At 70.8% G+C, this 22,149-nt stretch carries 17 protein-coding genes, 3 pseudogenes and 1 riboswitch; of the genes and pseudogenes, 6 read left to right on the top strand and 14 right to left on the bottom strand.

The window, feature by feature from the left end:
• Positions 1-52: 52 nt before the first annotated feature.
• Positions 53-2,245 carry an ATP-binding protein gene (locus ACFWJB_RS27045; RefSeq protein ID WP_386925381.1) on the bottom strand — a complete coding sequence of 731 codons (2,193 nt, stop codon included), beginning with the start codon at positions 2,243-2,245 and terminating at the stop codon, positions 53-55.
• 373 nt (positions 2,246-2,618) lie between these two features.
• Positions 2,619-2,867: pseudogene (locus tag ACFWJB_RS27040) on the bottom strand (long-chain fatty acid--CoA ligase); the annotation flags it as partial.
• Positions 2,868-3,144: 277 nt separating this feature from the next.
• Between ACFWJB_RS27040 and ACFWJB_RS27035 the strand changes: the two are divergent.
• From ACFWJB_RS27035 to ACFWJB_RS27025, 3 genes are read left to right on the top strand one after another with little or no spacing between them, the layout of a single operon-like run.
• Positions 3,145-5,220: a serine/threonine-protein kinase gene (locus ACFWJB_RS27035; RefSeq protein ID WP_386925378.1), complete on the top strand. Its 2,076-nt coding sequence runs from the start codon at positions 3,145-3,147 to the stop codon at positions 5,218-5,220.
• 47 nt (positions 5,221-5,267) lie between these two features.
• Positions 5,268-5,762, top strand: a complete 495-nt coding sequence (locus tag ACFWJB_RS27030) for a hypothetical protein (protein WP_386925376.1) — start codon at positions 5,268-5,270, stop codon at positions 5,760-5,762.
• A 43-nt stretch (positions 5,763-5,805) separates the two neighbouring features.
• A complete protein-coding gene (locus tag ACFWJB_RS27025) occupies positions 5,806-7,455 on the top strand; it encodes a serine/threonine-protein kinase (RefSeq protein WP_386925374.1) in 1,650 nt (549 codons plus the stop codon).
• On the opposite strand, the pseudogene ACFWJB_RS27020 reads toward ACFWJB_RS27025, so the two are convergent.
• The 5 genes and pseudogenes from ACFWJB_RS27020 to ACFWJB_RS27000 all read right to left on the bottom strand — a co-directional run.
• Positions 7,396-7,590, bottom strand: a pseudogene (locus ACFWJB_RS27020) (hypothetical protein); the annotation flags it as partial. The gene ACFWJB_RS27025 and the pseudogene ACFWJB_RS27020 sit on opposite strands and share 60 nt — an antisense overlap.
• 231 nt (positions 7,591-7,821) lie before the next feature.
• The gene (locus ACFWJB_RS27015; protein WP_386925460.1) at positions 7,822-8,316 is read right to left on the bottom strand and encodes a hypothetical protein; all 495 of its coding nucleotides are present in this window, start codon (positions 8,314-8,316) and stop codon (positions 7,822-7,824) included.
• 110 nt (positions 8,317-8,426) lie between these two features.
• Positions 8,427-10,208 carry an alpha/beta hydrolase gene (locus ACFWJB_RS27010; RefSeq protein ID WP_386925372.1) on the bottom strand — a complete coding sequence of 594 codons (1,782 nt, stop codon included), beginning with the start codon at positions 10,206-10,208 and terminating at the stop codon, positions 8,427-8,429.
• Between the two features lie 6 nt (positions 10,209-10,214).
• Positions 10,215-10,679, bottom strand: a complete 465-nt coding sequence (locus ACFWJB_RS27005) for a hypothetical protein (RefSeq protein WP_386925370.1) — start codon at positions 10,677-10,679, stop codon at positions 10,215-10,217.
• A gap of 1,019 nt (positions 10,680-11,698) precedes the next feature.
• Entirely contained in the window at positions 11,699-12,892 is a 1,194-nt protein-coding gene (locus ACFWJB_RS27000; protein ID WP_386925368.1) for an MBL fold metallo-hydrolase, read from the bottom strand.
• A 169-nt stretch (positions 12,893-13,061) separates the two neighbouring features.
• Between ACFWJB_RS27000 and ACFWJB_RS26995 the strand changes: the two genes are divergently transcribed.
• Positions 13,062-13,646: a carboxymuconolactone decarboxylase family protein gene (locus tag ACFWJB_RS26995; RefSeq protein ID WP_385460123.1), complete on the top strand. Its 585-nt coding sequence runs from the start codon at positions 13,062-13,064 to the stop codon at positions 13,644-13,646.
• A 60-nt stretch (positions 13,647-13,706) separates the two neighbouring features.
• Positions 13,707-14,327 carry a TetR/AcrR family transcriptional regulator gene (locus ACFWJB_RS26990; protein WP_385460121.1) on the top strand — a complete coding sequence of 207 codons (621 nt, stop codon included), beginning with the start codon at positions 13,707-13,709 and terminating at the stop codon, positions 14,325-14,327.
• Between the two features lie 127 nt (positions 14,328-14,454).
• On the opposite strand, the gene ACFWJB_RS26985 is transcribed toward ACFWJB_RS26990, so the two are convergent.
• On the bottom strand, positions 14,455-15,240 hold the full coding sequence (locus ACFWJB_RS26985; protein ID WP_385460224.1) for an SGNH/GDSL hydrolase family protein: 786 nt from the start codon (positions 15,238-15,240) through the stop codon (positions 14,455-14,457).
• Positions 15,241-15,464: 224 nt separating this feature from the next.
• On the bottom strand, positions 15,465-16,388 hold the full coding sequence (locus ACFWJB_RS26980; protein WP_385460119.1) for a peptidoglycan DD-metalloendopeptidase family protein: 924 nt from the start codon (positions 16,386-16,388) through the stop codon (positions 15,465-15,467).
• A 4-nt stretch (positions 16,389-16,392) separates the two neighbouring features.
• A riboswitch (cyclic di-AMP (ydaO/yuaA leader) is annotated at positions 16,393-16,549 on the bottom strand.
• 439 nt (positions 16,550-16,988) lie between these two features.
• On the opposite strand from ACFWJB_RS26980, the gene ACFWJB_RS26975 reads away from it, so the two are divergent.
• Complete coding sequence (locus ACFWJB_RS26975; protein ID WP_385460117.1) at positions 16,989-17,786, top strand: tyrosine-protein phosphatase; 798 nt, start codon at positions 16,989-16,991, stop codon at positions 17,784-17,786.
• A gap of 25 nt (positions 17,787-17,811) precedes the next feature.
• Here the strand turns inward: ACFWJB_RS26975 and ACFWJB_RS26970 are convergent, their stop codons facing one another.
• The 5 genes and pseudogenes from ACFWJB_RS26970 to ACFWJB_RS26950 all read right to left on the bottom strand — a co-directional run.
• Positions 17,812-17,931 carry a DUF6126 family protein gene (locus tag ACFWJB_RS26970; RefSeq protein WP_189231612.1) on the bottom strand — a complete coding sequence of 40 codons (120 nt, stop codon included), beginning with the start codon at positions 17,929-17,931 and terminating at the stop codon, positions 17,812-17,814.
• Complete coding sequence (locus tag ACFWJB_RS26965; protein WP_385460115.1) at positions 17,928-18,572, bottom strand: helix-turn-helix domain-containing protein; 645 nt, start codon at positions 18,570-18,572, stop codon at positions 17,928-17,930. The genes ACFWJB_RS26970 and ACFWJB_RS26965 overlap by 4 nt, the downstream gene beginning before the upstream one ends.
• Positions 18,573-18,649: 77 nt before the next feature.
• A complete protein-coding gene (locus tag ACFWJB_RS26960; RefSeq protein WP_385460113.1) occupies positions 18,650-20,032 on the bottom strand; it encodes an aspartate aminotransferase family protein in 1,383 nt (460 codons plus the stop codon).
• The gene (gene dxs, locus ACFWJB_RS26955; RefSeq protein ID WP_386925364.1) at positions 20,033-21,949 is read right to left on the bottom strand and encodes a 1-deoxy-D-xylulose-5-phosphate synthase; all 1,917 of its coding nucleotides are present in this window, start codon (positions 21,947-21,949) and stop codon (positions 20,033-20,035) included.
• 27 nt (positions 21,950-21,976) lie between these two features.
• Positions 21,977-22,149 (bottom strand): annotated as a pseudogene (locus tag ACFWJB_RS26950) (4-hydroxy-3-methylbut-2-en-1-yl diphosphate synthase); the annotation flags it as partial.

Here is a 22,149-nt window from a genome sequence, read left to right as displayed (position 1 = left end):
GGGGTACGAAGGTCTGCGGGAGCGCTGGTCGTGGGGGTGGGCGGGGGTGCGGTCATCCGGCCGGGGCGCTCCCGTCCTGCGGGGCGGTGCGGTCGGCGCGGGGCGCGGGCAGGCGGGGGGCTTCGGGGTACGCGGTGCGGGCCGGCTCCCTGGAGGACGCGTCGAGGGCGGCCCGCGCGGTGAGGGGCGGTTCCGGGTGGGCCGTCTCCAGGGGGGCCTGTTCCAGGCGTTGTTGGGTCTCGGCGAGACCGACGCCGCGCTGGAAGGCCGCCATCAGGCCGGGGTCGTGGCCGACGAGTCGGTCCGGGCCGGGCTCCGGGCGCGGTGCGGGGCCGCCGCGCAGCTGCGGCGCGATGTGCTCGTGGGCGCGGCGGCGGGGCAGCCGGGGTTTGTCCATGGTGCCGCGCACGGCACTGTGCCGCGGGACGGGCGGGGCGGCCGCGTGCTCCGCGAGGGCGTCCCGGTCGCCGGGCCGGACGCCCGGCACCGCGGCGGCCGGGTTGGCCCGGTCCTCACGCGCCCCGCGCACGGGCAGCGGCGCGGGTCCCCCGCCCTCCGTGACGCGGGCCGCCCGGGTCCCGGCAGGCACCGGACGGCCGGGGGCGGGGGCGCCGGAACCGGGGGCGGCGGGCGCGGGCTCGGGGGCACCGGGCACCCCGGGCCCGGGGGTCACCGGCGCCCCGGTGCCGGACAGGACGGCAGCGGACGCCCCGGACGCAGTCGCGACGGAGAACGGAGCCCCGGACACGGGCCCCTCGGCTACCGGCGCCCCGGTGCCGGGAGAAGCCGAAGCGGGCACCCCCGACGCAGGCGCGACGGAGACGGGCACCCCGGAGACGGGCACCCCGGACACGGGTCCGGCGGACACCTGCGCCCCGAAGATCAGGCCGTCGGAGACCGGCGTCCCGGACACGGGTCCGGCGTGCGTGGGTGGCAGCGCGGCGGCCGGTGGGCGTGACTGCTGCGACGGGACGAGCGCCGGCACGGACCCCGTGGCCTCCTGCGGCAGGCCCCCGGCGTCGGCGTCCGGGCTGCCCGGCTCCGTGCCCAACAGGGCCTGCGGGACGACCAGTACGGCCTGGACCCCGCCGTAGATGTTGGTCTGGAGGCGGACGGTGATGCCGTGCCGCTTCGCGAGCTGCGAGACCACGTACAGCCCGATGCGGCCGTCCGCCAGCAGGCGGGCGACGTTGACCTGGTCGGGGTCGGCGAGCAGGGCGTTCATCCGGCTCTGCTCGGCGACGGGCATGCCGAGTCCGCGGTCCTCGACCTCCACCGCGAGGCCCGACGTGACGAGGCTGGCCCGCATCAGCACCTGGGTCTGCGGGGCGGAGAACAGGGTTGCGTTCTCGACGAGTTCGGCCAGCAGGTGGATGACGTCGGCGACGGCGTGGCCGCGCAGGGTGCCGTCGATCGGCGGGACCAGCCGGACCCGGGAGTACTGCTCGACCTCGGCGATGGCGGAACGGAGCACCTCGGTCATGTCGACCGGATTGCTCCACTGCCGGCGGGAGACGGCGCCGCCGAGCACGGCGAGGTTCTCGGCGTGGCGGCGGATGCGGGTGGCGAGGTGGTCGACGTGGAAGAGGCCCTTGAGCAGGTCGGGGTCCTCGATCTCGTTCTCCAGCTCGTCCAGGAGGGAGATCTCGCGGTGCACCAGGGACTGCAGGCGCCGGGCGAGGTTGACGAAGACCTCCAGCTTCTGTTCGCTGCCGGCCTGGCTGGAGAGCTGGGCGGCCCGGACGACGGCGGTGACGGCGCCGTCGTGGGCGCGGGAGAGGTCGGCGGCGAGCAGCTCGAAGTCGTCGGCGTCGTCCGGCGGCCCGCCGCGCGGCTTGCGCCGGGGCGGGGTCTCACCGCTGCGCAACGCCTCGACCGCGGCGCGCAGATCGGCTTCCCCGCGCGCGGTGCTGCGGCGCAGCGCGCCGACGCGCTCGTGCACGGACCGGGCGGCCCGGCCGGCGGCGACGGCGGCGATGACGACGGCCGCCAGCGCGACCGAGACCGCTCCGGCGAGCACGGCCCACAGGACAGGCCCGGGCCGTGCGCCGGTGGAGCGGACGGTGAACAGCACGGCGGCACAGGCGCTGAGGGCGACCGCCACGGGCGGCAGCACGGCGAGACGCAGGAGTTGGGGCCGTAGGTGGGTCTCGTGCAGTGCGGGGGCGGTACGTGGGGCCGGCCGGCCGTGCCGCCCGCCCTCACGGCGGTCTGCTCGCGCGGCGGGGGCGCGGAGGTGAGACATCGGGGTCCTCGTACTGGTCCGTTGGTCCGTCGGGCCGGGGTGCCCGCGCGTGACGGCGGCGCCACGCGGGCACGCCACGCCATGCGGGCGTGCGCCGTCGCGGTGTCGTCCGGACGGGCAGGGGATCCGGCCCCACGCCGCCCGACGGACACTGACAGTAGTCGCCTGTGCGTCACGTGCGGTGGGCAGTTGCGGAAGTCCCACGGACAAGGTCCCGCTCTGGTATGAGGCGTCGTACGACAGACCGATAAGCCGGTGAAGGAGTCGTTCCCGAAGCGCCGACGCCGGTCCGATTCGATCAAAATCGGTCACCATGAGTGACCTCGTTGGACGTGCCGGCGGCTGCCCGGGAATGCGCGGTGCGGCTGGCCCCGTCGACCGGCATGGGCGCCGGCGCGCTGGCCGCGCACGTGACCCGGTCCAGGCCGCCGGCGGCCGGCAGTGGCGACAGGACGTCCCGGCGGGCCCCGGCGTAGCGCCCCTCCAGCTCGGCGGGCGGCGTCCGGCCGCGCTCGCGGTACCCGACGTGCTCGTGGGCCACCGCGGACGCCTCGTCGATGGCCGGTCGCTGCTCCGCCGGCAGCAGCGACAGCACGGCCCGCAGGGCCGCGGACAGCTTCTCCCGGAGTCACCGCGGGCAATGGGGGTGACAGAGGCTCCGCGGGCGGGGCGGTTCCGCACAGGAGAGCGGCCCGGCGACGACTCGCCGGGCCGCTCGTGTCCTGCCTTCGGGCGGATGCTCGTTCGGCCCGCTCACCTCGTCGGCGACCTTGCCGGAACCTCGACGAGTCCCGACCGTCCTCCACTACAGTGACGCACACTCCCGGTCACAGGAAAACCGGCCGCGATTCTCAGGAGCGAAGTCAAGGCGCACCACCTTCATCAGGGAGAGGCCGTCTGTGTGGGACCTGGCGCCGTCCGATCCGCGCACGGTGGGGCCGTACCGGACCCGCGCGGTACTGGGCGAGGGAGGCATGGGCCGGGTGCTGCTGGCCTCCGATCCGGCTGGCGACCTGGTCGCGGTCAAACTCGTACGCGACACCTTCGCCGCCTACGACAGCACCTTCCGGGAACGTCTGCGCCGCGAGGCCGTCGCCGCGCAAAGGGTCCGCAGCCCCCGCACCGCCCGAGTGGTCGACGCCGACGCCGACGCCGGAGTCCCCTGGCTGGCCTACGAGTTCCACCACGGACCCACCCTCCACCGCGCCCTGACCGAGACGACGGCGCTGCCGGAGAACACCGTGCTGCACCTAGCGGCAGGACTCGCCACCGCACTGCGCGACATCCACACCGCCCGCTTCATCCATCGCGACCTGTCGACCGCCAACGTCCTCCTGGCCGCCGACGGACCCGTCGTGATCGACTTCGGCATCGCCAGATCAGCCGGCCCGGCAACCGGCACACCCGACCAGACCCAACTCGTCACCGTGACCGGCACCGGCGTGGTCATCGGCAACCCGGCGTTCATGTCTCCCGAACAGGCCATGGGCCTGTCCGACCTCACCCCCGCCAGCGACATCTTCTCCCTGGGCACCCTGCTCGCGACAGCAGCCACCGGCCGCAACCCCTTCCAGGGCACGACCGGCGAACAGACCCGCTACAACGTCATGATGGCCACCGCGGACCTGGACCCCATCCCAACCGCACTGCGCCACATCATCGAACCCTGCCTGCGCCTCGACCCAACCCAACGGCCGGACGCGCAGACCCTCCTGGCCACCATCGGCGCACCACTTCCGGCCGCGCCCCTGTGGCCCGAAGCCGTCCACACGCTCACCCGGCGACAGCACACCGAACTGCGCCGCTACACCGACATCGACCCCACCGTCGTCCTTCCCGGGCCGCACGACCTCGACCCGACAAGGATCTTCACGACGGGAGGGGAGCCGAGCGCCAGTCCCGGTCCGCCCCCGGCCGGGACGCCCGGGAGGAAGTGGCGTACCGGGCTGCCCGTACTGGCCGCCGTAGTCGCCGTAGCCGTCGGCGCCGCCGTCGCTTGGCCGACCGACGACGACGGTGGAGCCGCGCCGGAGAAACCGGCCGAGAGCACGGCCGGCACCTTCCCCGTGCGGATCGAGCACGACTACGGAGAGACCGTTGTCCGGTCCAGGCCGCAGCGGGTGGCCGCCTGGGGCTGGGGCGCTGCCGAGGTCGCGATCGCGCTGGGCACGTTCCCGGTCGGCATCGCCGAGGAGGACTCCGAATCCGGCAAGGGGATGCTGCCCTGGATCGAGCAGGCCTACGAGGACAAGGGCCTCGACACCCCCGCCCTCTTCAGTGAGGGCGACTCGACGATCTCGTCGTTACCCGTGGAACAGATCGCCGCGACCGACCCCGACCTCATTCTCGCCCCCTACTCGGGCCTGACCGAGGAACAGTACGACGAACTCAGTGCGATCGCGCCGGTCGTGGCCCGCCCCGTGGGTGCCTCGGTGGAACCCTGGGAGGGCGTCATCGCCACCACCGCCAAGGCTCTGGGTGTGCCCGCGGAGGGCAAGGAGTTGCTCGCTAATTCCGACGCCCGGCTGGCCGAACTCGGTGATCGGCACGGGCTCACCGGGTCGTCCTTCGCGGTGGTCGTCAACGATCCGCCCGAGGGCGGGGTCCACGTCTTCTCCGAGGACAGCCCGGTCGTCCGGGTGCTCGAAGGGTTGGGCCTGCGGCTGGCGGACTCGGTGGTCGAACTGGATCACGACGGCGACGGCATGATGTACACCCTGGACTACGAGAATCTGGACCGGCTCGAATCCGATGTCGTCGTCCTGTACTCCACCACGTCCGAGCTGGCCGAACGGGATCTGGCCGACGAGAAACTGAACGCGCTGCCGGCCTTCGCGGCAGGGCGGATCGGTCAGTTGTCCGGCACCGACGAGTTCACCTCGGCCGCCTCACCGACGGTGCTCTCGATCCGCTGGCCCGGCGGAATGCCGGTGCTGGCCGAGTCCCTGGAAAAGGCGGAGACACAAGCGAACTGACCTCGCGTCACGCACCCTACCCGCAGCAACGGAAGGACCTGCTCCCCATGCTTCGTCCCAGCCTCGCACTCGCAGCCGGCCTTGTCTCCTTGGCCCTGTTGACCGCTTGTTCCGACCAGAAGGAGGACTCCTCCGCCCAGGCCGGCAGCACCACCGGCACCTCAACCCCTGCGGCAGGCCCGTCAAAGGAGGGTCTGGAGAAACAGGACGAGGTCCCCGACGACTGGCCCCCGGAGATCCCCCTGCCTCTCGGATACAAGATCGAGGCGGCCGGGGGGGAACCCATTCAGGGCCAGTACCACAGCGCGCAGGTTCTCGGCTTGCCCAAGGAAGCGGTGACGGCCACGCTCAAGGAGTTCGAGTCCAACGGATTCACCGACAAGAGCCTCAGCAAGGCCATGCAGGACAGAGGCTTCTTCCGCTACGAGAACAAGAAATGGTCGGTTGATCTCACCGCTGCCCCGATGGACAAGAAGGGGGAGCCCACGACGGAGGACACCGGGGTCTACACCTTGCTGTACTTGGTCGGCCCCGCGAAATAGCACGTTTCACTGAATCGATCGGGATTGTTGCGGGAGGCCGTCTGTGTGGGACCTGGCGCCGTCCGATCCGCGCACGGTGGGGCCGTACCGGACCCGCGCGGTGCTGGGCGAGGGAGGCATGGGCCGGGTGCTGCTGGCCTCCGATCCGGCAGGCGGCCTCGTCGCGGTCAAACTCGTACGCGACACCTTCGCCGCCTACGACAGCACCTTCCGCGAACGCCTGCGCCGCGAGGCCGTCGCCGCGCAAAGGGTCCGCAGCCCCCGCACCGCCCGAGTGGTCGACGCCGACGCCGACGCCGGAGTCCCCTGGCTGGCCTACGAGTTCCACCACGGACCCACCCTCCACCATGCTCTGACCGAGACGACGGCGCTGCCGGAGAACACCGTGCTGCACCTAGCGGCAGGACTCGCCACCGCACTGCGCGACATCCACACCGCCCGCTTCATCCATCGCGACCTGTCGACCGCCAACGTCCTCCTGGCCGCCGACGGACCCGTCGTGATCGACTTCGGCATCGCCAGATCAGCCGGCCCGGCAACCGGCACACCCGACCAGACCCAACTCGTCACCGTGACCGGCACCGGCGTGGTCATCGGCAACCCGGCGTTCATGTCTCCCGAGCAGGCCATGGGCCTGTCCGACCTCACCCCCGCCAGCGACATCTTCTCCCTGGGCACCCTGCTCGCGACAGCAGCCACCGGCCGCAACCCCTTCCAGGGCACGACCGGCGAACAGACCCGCTACAACGTCATGATGGCCACCGCGGACCTGGACCCCATCCCCACCGCACTGCGCCACATCATCGAACCCTGCCTGACCCGGGATCCCGCCCGACGACCGGACGCCCAGACCCTCCTGGCCACCATCGGCGCGCCACTTCCGGCCGCGCCCCTGTGGCCCGAAGCCGTCCACACCCTCACCCGGCGACAGCACACCGAACTGCGCCGCTACACCGACATCGACCCCACCGTCGTCCTTCCCGGGCCGCACGACCTCGACCCGACAAGGATCTTCACGACGGGAGGGGCGAACAGTCCGGAGCCGGAACCGGTTGCACGACCCTCGCGTTCACGGCGTACGCGGCCGGCCGTCCTCGCCCTCGCGGCGGTCGCGGTACTCGGTGCCTTGTGGGGCGGGATCGCGCTGACCGACGGGGGCGGCACGCCCGCCGGGAAGACGCCCCAGGCCGGTCCGTCCAGCGGCTCGACCCAACCCGGCCACGCCTTGGCCGGCGTATCCCGAGGCGACTGCTTCCGCAACAGCGGAACCATGCAGGACATGGACCTAGAGCCGGCCAAGTGCGGCGAGGATGGCGTCTTCGAGGTCCTGCGCGCTTTCGACAACACCACCGACCGCAGCGTGTGCGACTACGTCGACCACGTCGAGTGGCGCTACTCCGTCGGCGATCCCGACGTGACGGTCTGTCTGGCCTACCGCCACAGCGACGGCGCCGCGTACAACGCGGACCGCGGCGATTGCGTCGGCAGCGGACCCGCGGGGACGGCGTGGACCGTGGAGCGGTGCCGACCCTCCGGCCTCATGGTCGTCGGCCGTATCGAGGGCCGGAGCGCCTCCGGCGACTGCGAGCGATTCCCGCACAACAAGCGGGACCACTACTTCACCGTGGAAGGGTCACCCGAACTGAACGTCCGACTGTGTATGGGCATGATCCAGCCCGACACCGCCTCGTAGGGCTCCGTCAGGTCGCGGACGCCGCCACGGGTGCGCGATCGGGCCGGAGACCGCCCGCCACCACGGCTCCACCGGCAGCTTCCCCGCCGGCTCGAACGGCTCGCCCGGCCGCGGGAGCGCCACCGCCTGGCCGGCCACGAGCGCCTCCGCCGCCTGAAGACCGTCGCCTTCGCCCACATCGACTACCCGCACTCCCGCTAGGCCCTCCAAGTCGTGCGCTGGAGACGCGATCTGGGCACGGGCAAGCTGACGATCGAGCGGATCCACCTGGTCACGAGTCTGCCGCCCGGCGCGGTCAGCGGCAGCGAGCTCGCGGCCTGGATCCGCGGCCACCAAGGACCCTGCTTCAGAAGGCGGGCTGGTTTTTCAGCCCGAAGACGTCGGCGGGAGGGGTTCACTGGACGACCAGAAGGCGTCTTCCGTGTTGGGCCTCGGAATCGAATCACCGTAGTAACTGCGGCCGTTCACTTTCGTCGCCGGCGGGGCCACGCTGGACTCCTTTACGCAGGAGGTTTGGACGTCCAGAAAGAACTGGCCCTCCCCGCCGACCACCAAGCTCATGCGGAGCAGTCCGTCACTGCTTTCGGCGTAAATTTCCGGGAAATCGACACTAGGGTTGACGTCGGTGATTTTGTTTCCGTTCTTCTTCCAATGACGCTCGATGATGCCGAGCAGGGCACCCCTCCTCTCTTTCGAAACCTTTGTCATGACAACCGCGCGGCGCGTAACGTCCCCCAGCCCGGTCGACTCTCCACCACAGCTGCCGTGATCCGACACGTCGTGAGTCCACTCGATGGGGGGATTCACTGTCGAGAAAGTTTCGTAAACAAGCGCGTCGGCCTTGTCCGCCGCCTCCTGCATGTTCACATTCGAACCCTTCCGTGCGCCTTCCGAACGCCCATGGTCACCGCCGCAACCGATGACGGTGAGGAGTGCGAGTGAAATTCCGATCACTCCGATGGGAAACCTTTTCATCGTGACTCTTCTGTCGTGACTAGATCTGCTCTTCCGGAGACAATCTTGGCGATATTGTTTGCAGCGGACGGATTTCTCTCGGAATCGAAGTACCCCGAGTGGGCCGGAGTCGGGCCCTCACCGGAGAGCCAAAGAGGCAGTGGACCGTCGCCCGATTGTATGCGCGTGGCGCCAAAACTCTCGCTGACGGGGTCCCTGCCGAACCAGCGTTCGCCGTCCAGTGCGTTGACAATGGCAGGTGCGGGGCCGATAAGGCTACTGGGGGCCGGAAGCCAGGAAACTGGATCATTTCCGGCCGATGCGGCGAATACGTGACCTTTCCCGACGTTGAGTTCGTCGGCGGTCTGCGCACCGGTGCCGGGGCTGCCCAGGAGTACGATGTCGTCGACTCCGGGTATACCGCCCTCCTCTCTTGCCGCCGTTCCCACCAAGAGTGAGCCATAGGAATGGCCAATGGCCGTGACATGCGGATCGGCGTTCTCGTTGGTGGCCTGTATGCCTTCCATGAAGCTTCGGTATGCGGGAGCGCCCCTGTCGGCGAGAGTTGTGGACGTCACTTCGGTGAAACCGGGAGCGTCATAACCCAACCAGACGATGGAAGCGGTGGAGTGGTCGTACTTGTATGCCCCTTTTGCGGTCTGAAATGCTCGCCGGACCGTGTCGTCCGCGAAGTCGCCGTCAAGCGCTGTCCCTAGTCCCGGAGCGTAAGCGGATACGTTCCTTGAAGTGTCCGGGTTCCCGTAGCTTACGATCGCACGACCATTTCCTTCGTCCCCGATGCCGAGCAACAACATGGGTGGCTGACTGGGGCTGGCCAGCTTCTCCTGAATCCCTTTCATGCCCTCCAGTTTCGCCTTGGAAGTTTCGTCGTGCTGCCCTTCGAGTTTGGCGATGAGTACATGCAGATTCTCGCGGTTCACTTCATCACGCACCGCGGCCGGAATCCCGTCCAGGCTTCCGATGGTCTCAGGGAATGCGATCTTGTATTCTTCGCGCTGTTCGTCGGTGAGGGTGTCCCACCACTCTTTTCGGTCGGCGGGGGTCTTGTCGAGAGGGACGGTGTCCTGTAGATAATCGCGCGCGGCCGAACTGACAGCGTCTACGTCGTAGGCCACGTCCGCCCACGTCTTCGTGTTGACGTTCAGCCCTGGCGCCGCCTTGAGCTTGCCGAGCGCCTCGCTGTACCGCTCGTCGATCTCCGTGGCTTCCCGCAGGGCGTGGGCTATGCGGTCGGCTATGTCCTGGGCCTTCGCGAAGTGCGGGTTGCCGTGGTGGATGTCGATGCCGCTGGTTCTCGCATCGGGCGAATACAGTCCGTTGGGGCCAGGGCTGTACAGGGCTCTGTTGTCGGGACTCAGCATGCCGTTGTTGCCGACGGCCGTGCCGCCCGGGACCTCGCCTCCGGTTGCCTCGTTCTCGCCGCCTGCAGGAAAGGTGACGTCTCCAGCCGGGCTGACCGGGTATCCCAGAGCCGCCGCATCGTCCAACGCCTCGATCAGGCGGCGCCGAGGTGAGGCGATCTCGGCGGAGAAGCCGTTGAGCGACCCGCTGACCAGGCCGCACTCGACCTGGGTGTAGTGAAGGTTCTCCGCGAGCTTCTTCAGCTGCTTCTGCGCCGCTTCAGCGGCCTTTCCCTCGTTGGCCGCGTCCATGGCCTTGGTGATCTGCTTGCCGATGCGCTCCCTGGACGCGTCGGCTGTATCGCTCACCGCGCGGTATCCGTCCGCGGCTTCCGCGTACTCGGCCGGCTTGAGCGCCTTGAGGGTCTTGATGTCCACGACCGATCACCGGCCCTTGCCGTGGTCGGCGGACGCGTCCTTGGAACCGACACTCAGCGCGGCGATCTCGGCCTCGATCGCCTGGTCCGTCCTCAGCTGGTCGTTCCCCGTCTTCTCCAGAACACCGGCGAGACCCTCGCACCACTCGTCGAGGTCCTTCACCCGGCGCTCCCACGAGTCGAAGACCCCCTTCTGCGCCGCGGCGGTCAGAAACGCGGAACCCTCGTCGAGACCGGTCTGGGAATCCCCCAGCTTCGTCAACGCCTTGCCGAGGTTGGTCTGCACCTCGCCGAGCCCCTCCCCCGCCCTGGACCACGCGGCTTTGTCCGACCGCAATCTGCCCGACGGAGGACCATAGGTACCGCCGCCGCCCGTTCCTCCCTGGTCGGCCGGCAACTGGTTGAGCCGCATGTGCGCGGGCTGACGCTCAGCCGCCGCGGCCTTGAGCCGCTCCCACTCTTCCCACGCCATGCGTGGCCCCTCCCCGACTTCCTGGACCCACCACCGGCCGAACGGCCCCCGTTCACCGGCAATGGTGTGTGGACGAAGTGAACGCTAACGTGCCGTCACCACCGGCCCCACCCGTATCCGGCATCAAGAAGTCTGAGTAGCCGTACTCAGCCTGGAACAAGCCGCGAACTGGCCGGATCGTCGTTTCTCGTCGCAGCGCCGTCGCGCACCCGTCGCCCGAATGCGTGCGCATGCCCTACCCCGGCACCGCCGACAGGCGGGGCACGTCCGTACGGAGCCCGTGACGCAGCCGAGGAACCCGTGGACGCGCGATGAGGCGGGTTCGGCGACGCGGGGTTCGGCCGGGCTCCCCCTCACTTCCCGCGAAGAGGCCCTCGACGAGTAAGTCGGTGGAACCGATCCGGGGGACCGTGCGCAGACGACTCAGGAAATCGGCGAACTGCTGACGATCGTGTCGCCGGATCAAGAACTCCACACTGCGACCACGGCATTGGGACTCGATCTACTGCCGCCGCACGAGTCGTCCCTACGGGCATGGCTGAACGGTGACTGCAGACCGCAGCAAGTGCGAGGAAGCCGACGAGCGAGAACAGGTCATGCAGCAGAACTCCTGTGCGGGTAGGACGCTGGAGCTGAGCGGGGGCGCCGAACCACCCGAACGCGTTTGTGCCGGTGGTCCGCCAGCGGGTGCACTGGGCTCCTCACAGATCGCCTATGCTCGCGATCAATTGGCATGGCCAGGCCCCCACCGGTCGTCCGGAGCCGGGCGCCCTTCTGCCCGTCAAGGACACCGATACGGCGGCGCCCGCGCAGGAAGGTGAGGGCCAGAGACTCCTGTGGGGCGGCCCGGACAGCCATCTCGGGCGGCACAGGACACGTGCCGCGCAAAAGGTGCTCGGCACGGACGGAGAACTTCCACTCCACGGTGAGACCAAAGTCCAACAGCAAACGATCCAGCACCTCAGCCGGAAGACGCTTCAACATCTGGACCATCTCGCCCAGCTCGTCCCCGATCGACGTCACCGATCACCAGCGAGGTCGAGATCACCCCTGCTCGTCTCGGCCGCCCCCTGAGCGCCCCGCGGACGCCGCCACGGGTGCGCGATCGGGCCGGAGACCGCCCGCCACCACGGCTCCACCGGCAGCTTCCCCGCCGGCTCGAACGGCTCGCCCGGCCGCGGGAGCGCCACCGCCTGGCCGGCCTCCTCGGCCGCGTCCTTCGTCCACTCCCCCGGCTCGGCCCAGGCGTGCGGGGCCAGGTTGAAGGTCCCCCAGTGGATCGGCAGCAGCGCCCCGCCCGGAGCGCCTCCCTGGAGGTCCAGGTGGGCGCGTATGCCCTCCTCGGGCGTCATGTGGATGTCCGGCCAGAACTCGGCGTACGCCCCGATCTGGATCATCGTGGCGTCGAAGGGGCCGTGGGCGGCGCCGATGTCCCGGAAGCCGTCGAAGTAGCCGGTGTCCCCGCTGTGGTAGACGCGGTGCTCCTCACCGGCGACGACCCAGGACGCCCAGAGGGTGTGCTGGGTGTTGCGCAGCCCGCGTCCGCAGAAGTGGCGGGCCGGGGTGGCGGTCAGGGTGAGGCCGCCGACGCGCGTCGACTCGTGCCAGTCCAGCTCCCGCAGGCGGCCGGCGGGCACGCCCCAGTGTTCGAGGTGGGCGCCGACGCCGAGCGGCACGGCGAACAGGGTGTCCGTGCCGGCCAGCGCCTTGATCGTGGGCAGATCCAGATGGTCGTAGTGGTCGTGGGAGATCACCACGACGTCGACCGGACCCAGGGACGCCAGGGGCACCGGGGCCGGGTGCAGCCGCTTGGGGCCGGCGAAGGGGAAGGGGGAGCAGCGCTCGCCCCAGACGGGGTCGAAGAGCACCCGCTGTCCGTCGATCTCGGCGAGCACGCTGGAGTGCCCCGTCCAGGTCAGCCGCAGCCCGGTGGCGGACGGCCGGGCGAGGTCGGCGAGCGTGGTGGCGTGCACCGGAACCGTGCCCTGCGGGGCACGGCCGAGCCGCGACTCCCGGTCGAAGTAGACGCGGGCGAATGCGCGGGCCGAACCGGAGGGGCGGGTCCGGGCGGGGCCGCCGGGGTTCTGGAACACTCCGTCGCGGAAGTGCGGGGATCTGCGGATACGCGCCATGCGCTCACCGCCCGGGTCGACGCCGAAGGCGGCGGGCCGCGGCACGCGGAGCCCGGTACGGGGGGAACGGGGGGCGGCCACGGTACCTCCTGGTGGAGTGGGTCAGGCTCTCATTGTCGTCCTGTCCGACGTCACGTCGAACGACGGATGTCACATCCGGGTTCCCTCCACTCGTCGTACCGGTGAGGGCGCTCCCCACGGAGCGCCGGGAACGGATCGGCACGACCGACGGACAGGAAGGTGGCCCCCCATGGCCCGCGTATCCCTCACCCCGCCCCGCACCTTCTTCTTCCGCGTCATGGAGTGGTACTCCCGGCGCACCTACGGCAAGGTCCTCGACCCGGGCAAGGCCCTCGCGCACAACCCGCGCGTCCTCTGGAGCGACCTTCGGTTCGAGCAGTCCGTGGCCCGCTGGAACAGGCTGGACGCCGATCTGAAGGCGCTCGCGGTGATGGCCTCGGCGGCCTCGATCGGCTGCTCCTGGTGCATGGACTTCGGATACTGGGAGAGCGCCGGGCGCGGCATGGACCGCCGCAAGCTCCACGACGTGCCGCTCTGGCGGGAGAGCGACGCCTACACGCCGCTGGAACGCGACGTCATGGAGTACGCCGAGGCGGTGACGGCGACACCGCCCGCCGTCGACGACGATCTCGCCGAGCGGCTGCGGACCCGGCTGGGCGAGCCGGCGTTCGTGGAGCTGACGGCCATGGTCGCCGTCGAGAACCTGCGGTCCCGCATCAACGCCGCACTCGGCCTCACCAGCCAGGGCTTCAAGGACTCCTGCGACCTGCCCGGCGCGGGGCGCACGGGCGCGGCCACCGCCACGGCGGACTGAGCCGGCGGGGCCGCAGGTGGCCGTCGTGGCACGTGCGGGCGCCTGTATAGGGTGACGGGCGTGGCGAGAGTCCGGTTGAGTGTGGCGGAGCGGCGCGAGGAGCTGCTGCGCGCGGCCATCGAGCAGATATCGGCGCGGGGCGTGGCGGCGTTGCGGATCGCCGACGTGGCCGCGGCACTCGGGGTGAGCAGCGCGCTGGTGCTGTATCACTTCTCGACGAAGGAGAAGCTGGTCGCCGCCGCGTTCACCCGCGCCGCCGAGGAGGACCTGACCCGCCTGCGCAAGCTGCTCGGCCGCCGCACGTCGGCGCTGCGCCGGCTGCGCGCGGCCGTGCGGTGGTACGCCCCGACCGGCCAGGCCAAGGGATGGCGGCTGTGGATCGAGGGCTGGGCGGTCTCGCTGCGAGAGCCCGCGCTGCGGGAGGTGGCGCGGGAGCTGGACCGGCAGTGGAAGGCGGCCATCGCCGAGGTCATCGCGGAGGGTGTGGCCGCCGGGGAGTTCCCCTGCCCGGACCCCGACGGCGCCGCCCTGCGGCTGACGGCGCTGCTGGACGGGCTGGCCGTGCAGCTGACGTCGTACACGGGCGCGGTGTCCCGGGCCCGTGCGCTGGAGTGGGTGGACGGGGCACTCGCCCGGGAACTCGGCCTCGAACGGGAGGCGTTGACCACCCCCCGGCGCTGAGCGCGTGCCCCGGTGGGTCCGCTTGGCCGACCGGCCCCTCCCGCGGGGGCGAAGGGCCGAGCCGGAGCCGCCGGGCGACTTCCGCGGGGCGGCGGGGCCTCCCGCCGACGCCACCGGGGCCCCACCCTCACGCCACCGAGGCGATCCGCAGCTTGATGTCGTCCGCCGTCAGCGTCCCCTTGGCGATCACGTGGTCCCCCGAGGACCGGCCGCGCAGCCGGCGCCCGATCCACGGCACCAGGTACTCCCGCGCCCAGTGCACGTCGTCCCGCCGGATGTCGAGGGTGCCGCGCGGCGGCAGGGGCGGCCAGGGCTGGTCCGGGTCGGCCGGGACGGCCAGGCCGAGGACCTGGCCGGCGCGCAGCGCCACGCGGGTGTGCCCCTCGGCCGACAGGTGCAGCCGGTCGCTGTCCCAGGCCCTGCGGTCCTGGACGCTGCGCAGCGACCACAGGTCGAGCACCGGGCAGCCGTAGCGGTCGGCGATCGCCCGCACATGCCCGTTGTAGGTGGCGATCTTGCCGCGCAGGTGCTTGAGGACGGGTATCCCCCGGGTGTCGAAGCCGGTGGTCACCAGCACCGTGCCGGCCGTGGCGGCCAGCGCGGCCACGGCCCGCTCGAACCGTTCGGCCACCTCGTCCGGGTCGGTGCCGGGCCGGATGATGTCGTTGCCGCCGGCACAGAAAGAGACCAGGTCCGGTGCGAGTTCGACGGCCCGGGGTACCTGCTCCGCCACGATCTGGTCGAGCAGCCTGCCGCGTACGGCCAGGTTCGTGTACGTGAAGTCGCCCTCGGGGCGCCGGTCGGCGAGCAGTACGGCGAACCGGTCGGCCCAGCCGACGAACGACCCGTCGGGCCCGCGGTCGCCGACGCCCTCGGTGAAGCTGTCCCCCACCGCCACGTACGACCCGATCACTGCTCTGCTGTCACTCTTCGAATCGTCTGCCACGTCGGTCCATGATTCACCGTGGAATGTGACCTACGCGACCGTAGGAAGGGGTTGACGGGCGGTGAGAAAGGCCACTCCTAAAGTGTTCGCCAACTCAGGAATAAGCGGGGCCCGGTGACGGACGCACCGAAGGCCGGACCCGGGGATCGGGGTCCGGCCTTCGGTGGCGCGGGACTGCGCGGAGGACGTCGTCAGAGGGAGACGCCGTGCGAACGCAGGTAGGCGACCGGGTCGACGTCGGAGCCGTAGTCCGGCGTGGTGCGGATCTCGAAGTGCAGGTGCGGTCCGGTCACGTTGCCGGTGGCACCGGAGAGACCGATCTGCTGGCCGACGGTCACGGACTGACCGGCGGAGACGGAGATCGAGGACAGGTGGGCGTACTGGGCGTAGTAGCCGTCGGCGAGCTTGATGACGACCTGGTTGCCGTACGCGCCGCCCGGGCCGGCGGAGACGACGGTGCCCGCGCCGACGGCCTTCAGGGAAGTGCCGGTCGGGACGACGAAGTCGGTGCCGGTGTGGTAGCCGCTGGACCACATGCTGCCGGACTGGTGGTACGGGGTGCCGACGCCGGCGCCGGCCACGGGGGCGGTGTACCCGCTGGTGGTGCCGGCGGACTGGGTGCTCGTGCCCGAGGACTTCGAGGCGGAGGTCTTCGCGGTGTCCGACTTCTCGGCGGACTTCTCGGCCTTGGCCGGCTTCTCGGCGGCCTTCTCCGGAGCCGGGGAGGACTTGGCGGAGCCGGCCGCGGCCTTCTGGCCGATCGACAGCTTGAGGCCCGGGTGGATGAGCGACGGGTCGGAGCCGACGGCCTCGCGGTTGTCCGCGTACAGCTTCTTCCAGCCGCCGTCGACGTGCTGCTCGTTGGCGATCTTCGACAGGTAGTCGCCGTTCTTGACGACGTAGGTGTGCGAGGCCGAGCCCTTGTCGGCCGACTTCTGCGCACCGGCCGCGACGGACTGGACGGACTGTCCGGCGACGGAGTGCGCGGGAGCGGCGTTGGCGGCGGCGGCACCCATCAGCGGGAGCGCGAGCGCGGCGCCACCGGTTCCGGCGACGGCGATGGTGCGGGTGAGGCGCTGGGCCTTGGTACGGCGGTGCTTACCCTTCGCGGGCATGGCGAATTCCTCTCCGGCGCCTGCGAGGTGAGCTGTCGGGTGCGGGCTGGAGATGCCCGGCCGCGTCGTGACGCGGCTTTACCCCGAGCCGTTCCGGGAACCGGAACAGGCGTTGTACCTGTGGGTCCCCCGCTCCTGCCGTGTACGGGTGGTGGATGGATGCGGGCTCCGGTCGGCGGCAGGATTAGGCGTCCGTCCGGATCGGTGGTGAACGTAAGCGACCGGGATGCGAACGGACAAGCGAGTGATTCCGCGGACGGGTGTTTCGCTTGATCCTTTGCGGGGACGGGCGGTCACACTCCGTCGATTCCGTGAGCGCCCCTCTTCGTGAAGAGGCTTGAAACGCACGCACATTACGTGGACATGACGAGCCACGCACGGTCACCGTTATGACGCTGCTCACGGGAGATGCCCCAGCACCCCTTATTTGCCTACGAGTTCGGAGTAAAAGGCTAATTCGGACAGAAGCCCCGGATGCCCCTTGTTCGGACCTGCCGGCTGCCCCGCGAACAGCCCGTTGCCGCAGGCAAGGGATGCCGTATCGTCGGCTGGGCGCCCGTCGGCGAGCAGTGCCGGCGGGGCGGAGTGGGAGGAGCCCCCGTGACGCAGCAGGTCCCGTCGACCGAACCCGAGCTGGCCGGCGTGCGCAACTTCCGGGACGTGGGCGGACTGCCGACCGAGGACGGGCGCCGTGTGCGTCAGGGCGTGCTGTTCCGCAGCGGCCACCTCGCGCACGCCACCGGGGAGGACGCCGCGTTCCTCGCCTCACTGGGGCTGCACACGATCTTCGACTTCCGCAACGCCGCCGACCACAGGCTCGAGGGACCCGACGTCGAGCTGCCGGGCGTGCGCAATGTGAACCTGCCGCTGAGCGACCCGGCCGACGGCGCCGAGTTCTGGAGGATGGTCCGCGACGGCGACCTCGACCAGCTCCGCGAGATCCTGGCGGACGGCCGGGCGGTGAACCGGATGATCGCCTCCTACCGCACGATCATCAAGGAGCGCACCGCGGAGCACTCCCGGGTGCTGCACGCGCTCGCGGAGGACAGCGTCCCCGCGCTGATGCACTGCGCGGCCGGCAAGGACCGCGCGGGCCTGTCGATCGCGATCACCCTGCTCGCCCTGGGCGTGCGGCGCGACGCCATCGTGGAGGACTACCTGAAGTCGAACGCGACGCACCGCCGCTACAAGGTGCGCCGCAGCGGATCCGCTGCCTCGGCCTACTCCCCCGAGGTCATGGAGCTGCTCAGCCCCCTGTTCGACGCGCGCGCCGAATACCTGTCCGCGGCCTTCGAGACCGTCGAGGCGACCTGGGGCGGGGTCGACGCCTACCTGGAGAAGGGGCTGGGCGTCACCCCGGAGATCCGGGAGCGGCTGCGCGAGCGGATGGTGGACTGAGCCACCCGCTCACGGTGCCGGCCGGCTACTTGGCGCCGACCTCGAAGAGCAGGAAGAGGAAGCCCGCGACGACGTGCCCGAGGGCGATGTAGATGAGGAGTCGCACCCACAGGGCGCGCGGGAGCTTGTCCTGGATCGTGCTCATGGCATCTCTCCTGCGGTGTGACGGGTCGGTGTGGTGACGGGCCCCAGGCACAGCGCCGCCGTGGGGCTCTGCAGCAGGGTGTGGACGAAGAGGAGCTCGAGCCCGTCGGCGTCCTGGGCGGCGATCCGGTGCGGGGTCAGGGAGTCGAAGTGGGCGCTGTCGCCCGGGCCGAGCAGGTGAACGGCGTCCCCGAGGCGCAGCCGCAGCCGGCCCCGCAGGACGTGGAGCCACTCCTCGCCGGGGTGCACGCGCACGATGTCGCCCTGGGAGCCGTGCGGCACACGGACGCGCAGCGCCTGCATCCCGCGGCCGGAACCGCCGGCCTGCCAGTACGTCCAGCCGCCCGCGGCGGTCGGCTCCATGTCCCCGGCCCGCACGACGGCGTCCCGGTCCGCGGCCGTCTCGCCGAGCAGCTCCGAGACGGTCGTACCATAAATACGGGCGAGCGAGAGCAGCATCGGCAGCGAGGGCTGACGCTGCCCGGTCTCCAGCCGGGAGAGGTGCGCGGGCGACAGCCCCGCGGCGCGGGCCGCCGCCTCCAGGGTGAGAGCAGCACGGCGCCGCAGGGCGCGCAGCTGCGGGGCGACCACGGAGGACACGGCGTCCGCCGGCTCCCCCGACGGGTCGTTCGAGGAGGTCATGTCTCTATTCAGCCCCAGTTTTGCCTGCAAGGCAATTCTGTTGCCTCACAGGCAAAGGGACGGCCGGCCCCCGCCGGCTAGCGGTTCGCCACCGCCTGCCTGACCAGAGTCTTCCCGAAGTCCCACATCAGCCCGCCGTGGTGGGCGTCCTCCATCACGTCGGTGAAGGCGTCGACGAACCGGTCCGCGTCCGACGCGTCGATGACCAGCGGCGGGATCAGCTTGATCACCTCGAGATGATCGCCGGACACCTGCGTCAGAATCCGATGGCGTTGCAGCAGCGGCACCACCACCATCTGGGCGAAGAGCCCCTTCCGCGCGGCCTGCAGCATCGTCCAGCGGCTGCGCAGCCGCAGCGACTTCGGCCGGCCGAACTCGATGCCGATCATCAGCCCCCGGCCCCGGACGTCGGCGAGCAGCTCGTAGCGGTCCACCAGCTCCGTCAGGCGGGACTTGAGCCGCTCACCCACGGCGGCGGCGTTCGCCACGATCTCCTCGTTCTCCATCACCGACAGCACCGCGAGCCCGGCGGCCATGGCCTGCGCGTTGGAGCCGAAGCTCGCCGAGTGGACCTGCACCCGGTCCATCGAGGAGTACACCTTCTGGAAGATCCAGTCCTTGCCCAGCGTGGCCCCCACCGGCACGTACCCGCCGGACAGCGCCTTCGCGACGCACACCAGGTCGGGCTCGACGCCCTCCTCGTGCTGGTAGGCGTAGAACGCGCCGGTCCGCCCCAGTCCGGTCTGCACCTCGTCGGCGATGAGCAGCGCCTTGTGCCGGTGCAGCAGCTCCTGTGCGGCGCGCAGGTAGCCGGGCGGGGCCTCGTGGACGCCCTTGCCCTGGATGGGCTCGACGATCAGTGCGGCCACGTCGCCCCGGCCCAGCTCGCGGGCCAGGGCGTCCAGGTCGCCGAGCGGTACGGCGGTGTCGGGAAGCAGCGGTGCGAAGCCGTCCCGGAAGCAGGCCTCGCCGTTCACCGACAGCGAGCCGGTGGTCAGCCCGTGGAAGGCGTGCGAGCAGTACAGGATCCTCTGCCGGCCGGTCGCGTACCGGGCGAACTTCAGCGCGGTCTCCACGGCCTCCGTGCCGCTGTTGCCGAAGAAGACGCGGTCCAGGTGGGGGCTGTAGGAGAGCAGCCGCTCGGCCAGCAGTCCGGGCAGCGGCGGACAGTCGAAGCGGGTCAGGTCGGCCAGCGAGGCGTCGAGGACGTCGTGCAGCGCCTTGCGGACGACGGGGTGGTGACGGCCCAGGCCCATGACGGCGAACCCGGCCAGCATGTCCAGGTAGTCGTTGCCGTCCGTGTCCCAGAAGTGCGCGCCCTCGGCCCGCTCGTAGACCTTGTCGAAGCCGATGGTGCGCAGCATGCGCGGCAACTGGTGGTTGAGGTGCTTCGCGTGCAGCTCGTACCGCTCGGCGCCACGCTCGGCCAGCAGCGCGCCGAGATCGAACTCCTTGGTCATTCAGCTCTCTCCTTGCCCAGACTTGACGGTTCCCTCGTCCCCGGCCGCTTCCCTCGCGGCCAGGCTCGCGCTGATCCGGCCGGCGATCTCGACCGGGGTGAGACCGATGTCGGCGAGCACCTCGGCGCGCTTGGCGTGCGCGAGGAACTGGTCCGGAATGCCGAACCGCCGTACGGGCACGTCGACTTCGGCGTCGCCGAGGGCCAGCGCCACCGCGGAGCCGACGCCGGCGGCACGGCTGTTGTCCTCGACGACGGCCACCATGCGGTGCCGGGCGGCCAGGGGCGGCAGCGCCGGATCGACGGGCTTGACCCAGCGCGGGTCGACGACGGTGCAGCCGATGCCGCGGCCCTCCAGCAGCTCGGCGGCCCGCAGGCACACGGGCGCCATCACACCGACGGCGACCAGCAGCACCTCGGGCCGGCCGGCGGCGTGCAGGACGTCCATGCCGCCGACCCGGTCCACGGCCGTGAGGGCGGGCCCGACGGACTCCTTCGGGAAGCGCAGCAGCGTCGGTGCGTCGTCGACGGCGACCGCCTCGCGCAGCTGGGCGCGCAGCTGTTCGGCGTCGCGCGGCGCGGCGATGCGCAGGCCCGGGACGACCTGGAGCACGGACAGGTCCCACATCCCGTTGTGCGAGGCGCCGTCGACACCGGTGACGCCCGCCCGGTCCAGCACGAAGGTGACGCCGCAGCGGTGCAGGGCCACGTCCATCAGGAGCTGGTCGAAGGCGCGGTTGAGGAAGGTGGCGTAGACGGCGACGACCGGGTGGAGTCCGCCCGTCGCGAGTCCGGCGGCGGACACGGCCGCGTGCTGCTCGGCGATGCCGACGTCCCAGACCCGGTCGGGGAACCGCTCGGCGAAGGGCCCCAGCCCGACCGGGTGCAGCATGGCCGCGGTGATGGCCACGACGTCGTCGCGCTCCTCACCGATCCGCGCCATCTCCTCGCCGAACACGGCGGTCCAGGACGGCCCGTCCGAGGGGCTGAGCGGTGCGCAGGTCAGCGGGTCCATCACACCGACCGTGTGGAAGTGGTCCGCCTCGTCGCGCAGGGCGGGCTCGTAGCCGCGGCCCTTCTCGGTGAGGCAGTGCACCAGCACCGGGCCGTGGAAGCGCTTCGCGCGGCGCAGCGCCGACTCGACGGCGCCGATGTCGTGCCCGTCGATCGGGCCGAGGTACTTCAGTCCGAGGTCCTCGAAGAGTCCCTGCGGCGCGAAGGCGTCCTTGAAGCCCTTCTTGGCGCCGTGCAGTGCCTCGTACAGGGTGTCGCCGACCACGGGTGTGCGCTGGAGCGCCTCCTTGCCCCAGGCCAGCACCCGCTCGTAGCCGTCGGTCGTGCGCAGCGTCGCCAGGTGGTCGGCGAGGCCGCCGATGGTCGGCGCGTACGAGCGTTCGTTGTCATTGACGACGATGATCAGCGGCCGGTCCTTGGCGGCCGCGATGTTGTTCAGCGCCTCCCAGGCCATGCCGCCGGTGAGCGCGCCGTCGCCGGTGACGGCGACGACGTGGCCCCGCTCCCCCCGTACCTGGCGGGCCTTGGCGAGGCCGTCGGCCCAGCCGAGCGCCGTGGAGGCGTGGCTGTTCTCGATGACGTCGTGCTCGGACTCCTCGCGCGAGGGATAGCCGGAGAGCCCGCCCTTGCCGCGCAGCTTGGAGAAGTCCTGACGGCCGGTCAGGAGCTTGTGCACGTAGCTCTGGTGGCCGGTGTCCCACAGGATGCGGTCGGCCGGTGACTCGAAGACCCGGTGCAGGGCGACGGTGAGTTCCACCACGCCGAGATTGGGTCCGAGGTGTCCGCCGGTACGGGCGACCGCGTGCACCAGGAAATCACGTATCTCGTTCGACAGTTCGCCGAGTTGCGCCTTGGGCAGCGCTCTCAGGTCGCGTGGTCCGCGGATGCTCTCCAGAATCGTCACGCTCAAGCCCCCTTCGGTCCGTGCTGTTCAGTTCACGGTGACGGCCGGCTCCCCCGACGCGCCGTCCTTCTCCATCTGCTCGGCGAGCTTCATGGCCTCTTCGACGAGGGTCTCCACGATCCTGGACTCGGGGACGGTCTTGATGACCTCGCCCTTGACGAAGATCTGGCCCTTGCCGTTGCCGGAGGCGACGCCGAGGT

Origin of the sequence: Streptomyces sp. NPDC127100 (assembly GCF_042724095.1) — a bacterium.
GTDB lineage: Bacteria > Actinomycetota > Actinomycetes > Streptomycetales > Streptomycetaceae > Streptomyces.
Note: the sequence above shows the minus strand (reverse complement) of the source record. Positions and strands in the feature narration are given on the sequence as shown.

Bases quoted from the DNA above. Each gene is read 5' to 3' on its own strand.
- ACFWJB_RS27030 (WP_386925376.1), top strand. From the start codon at position 5,268: ATGCTTCGTCCCAGCCTCGCACTCGCAGCCGGCCTTGTCTCCTTGGCC.
- ACFWJB_RS26965 (WP_385460115.1), bottom strand. From the start codon at position 18,572: ATGACCTCCTCGAACGACCCGTCGGGGGAGCCGGCGGACGCCGTGTCC.
- ACFWJB_RS26995 (WP_385460123.1), top strand. From the start codon at position 13,062: ATGGCCCGCGTATCCCTCACCCCGCCCCGCACCTTCTTCTTCCGCGTC.
- ACFWJB_RS26970 (WP_189231612.1), bottom strand. From the start codon at position 17,931: ATGAGCACGATCCAGGACAAGCTCCCGCGCGCCCTGTGGGTGCGACTC.
- ACFWJB_RS27015 (WP_386925460.1), bottom strand. From the start codon at position 8,316: ATGCAGGAGGCGGCGGACAAGGCCGACGCGCTTGTTTACGAAACTTTC.
- ACFWJB_RS26980 (WP_385460119.1), bottom strand. From the start codon at position 16,388: ATGCCCGCGAAGGGTAAGCACCGCCGTACCAAGGCCCAGCGCCTCACC.
- ACFWJB_RS27005 (WP_386925370.1), bottom strand. From the start codon at position 10,679: ATGGCGTGGGAAGAGTGGGAGCGGCTCAAGGCCGCGGCGGCTGAGCGT.
- ACFWJB_RS26960 (WP_385460113.1), bottom strand. From the start codon at position 20,032: ATGACCAAGGAGTTCGATCTCGGCGCGCTGCTGGCCGAGCGTGGCGCC.
- ACFWJB_RS27045 (WP_386925381.1), bottom strand. From the start codon at position 2,245: ATGTCTCACCTCCGCGCCCCCGCCGCGCGAGCAGACCGCCGTGAGGGC.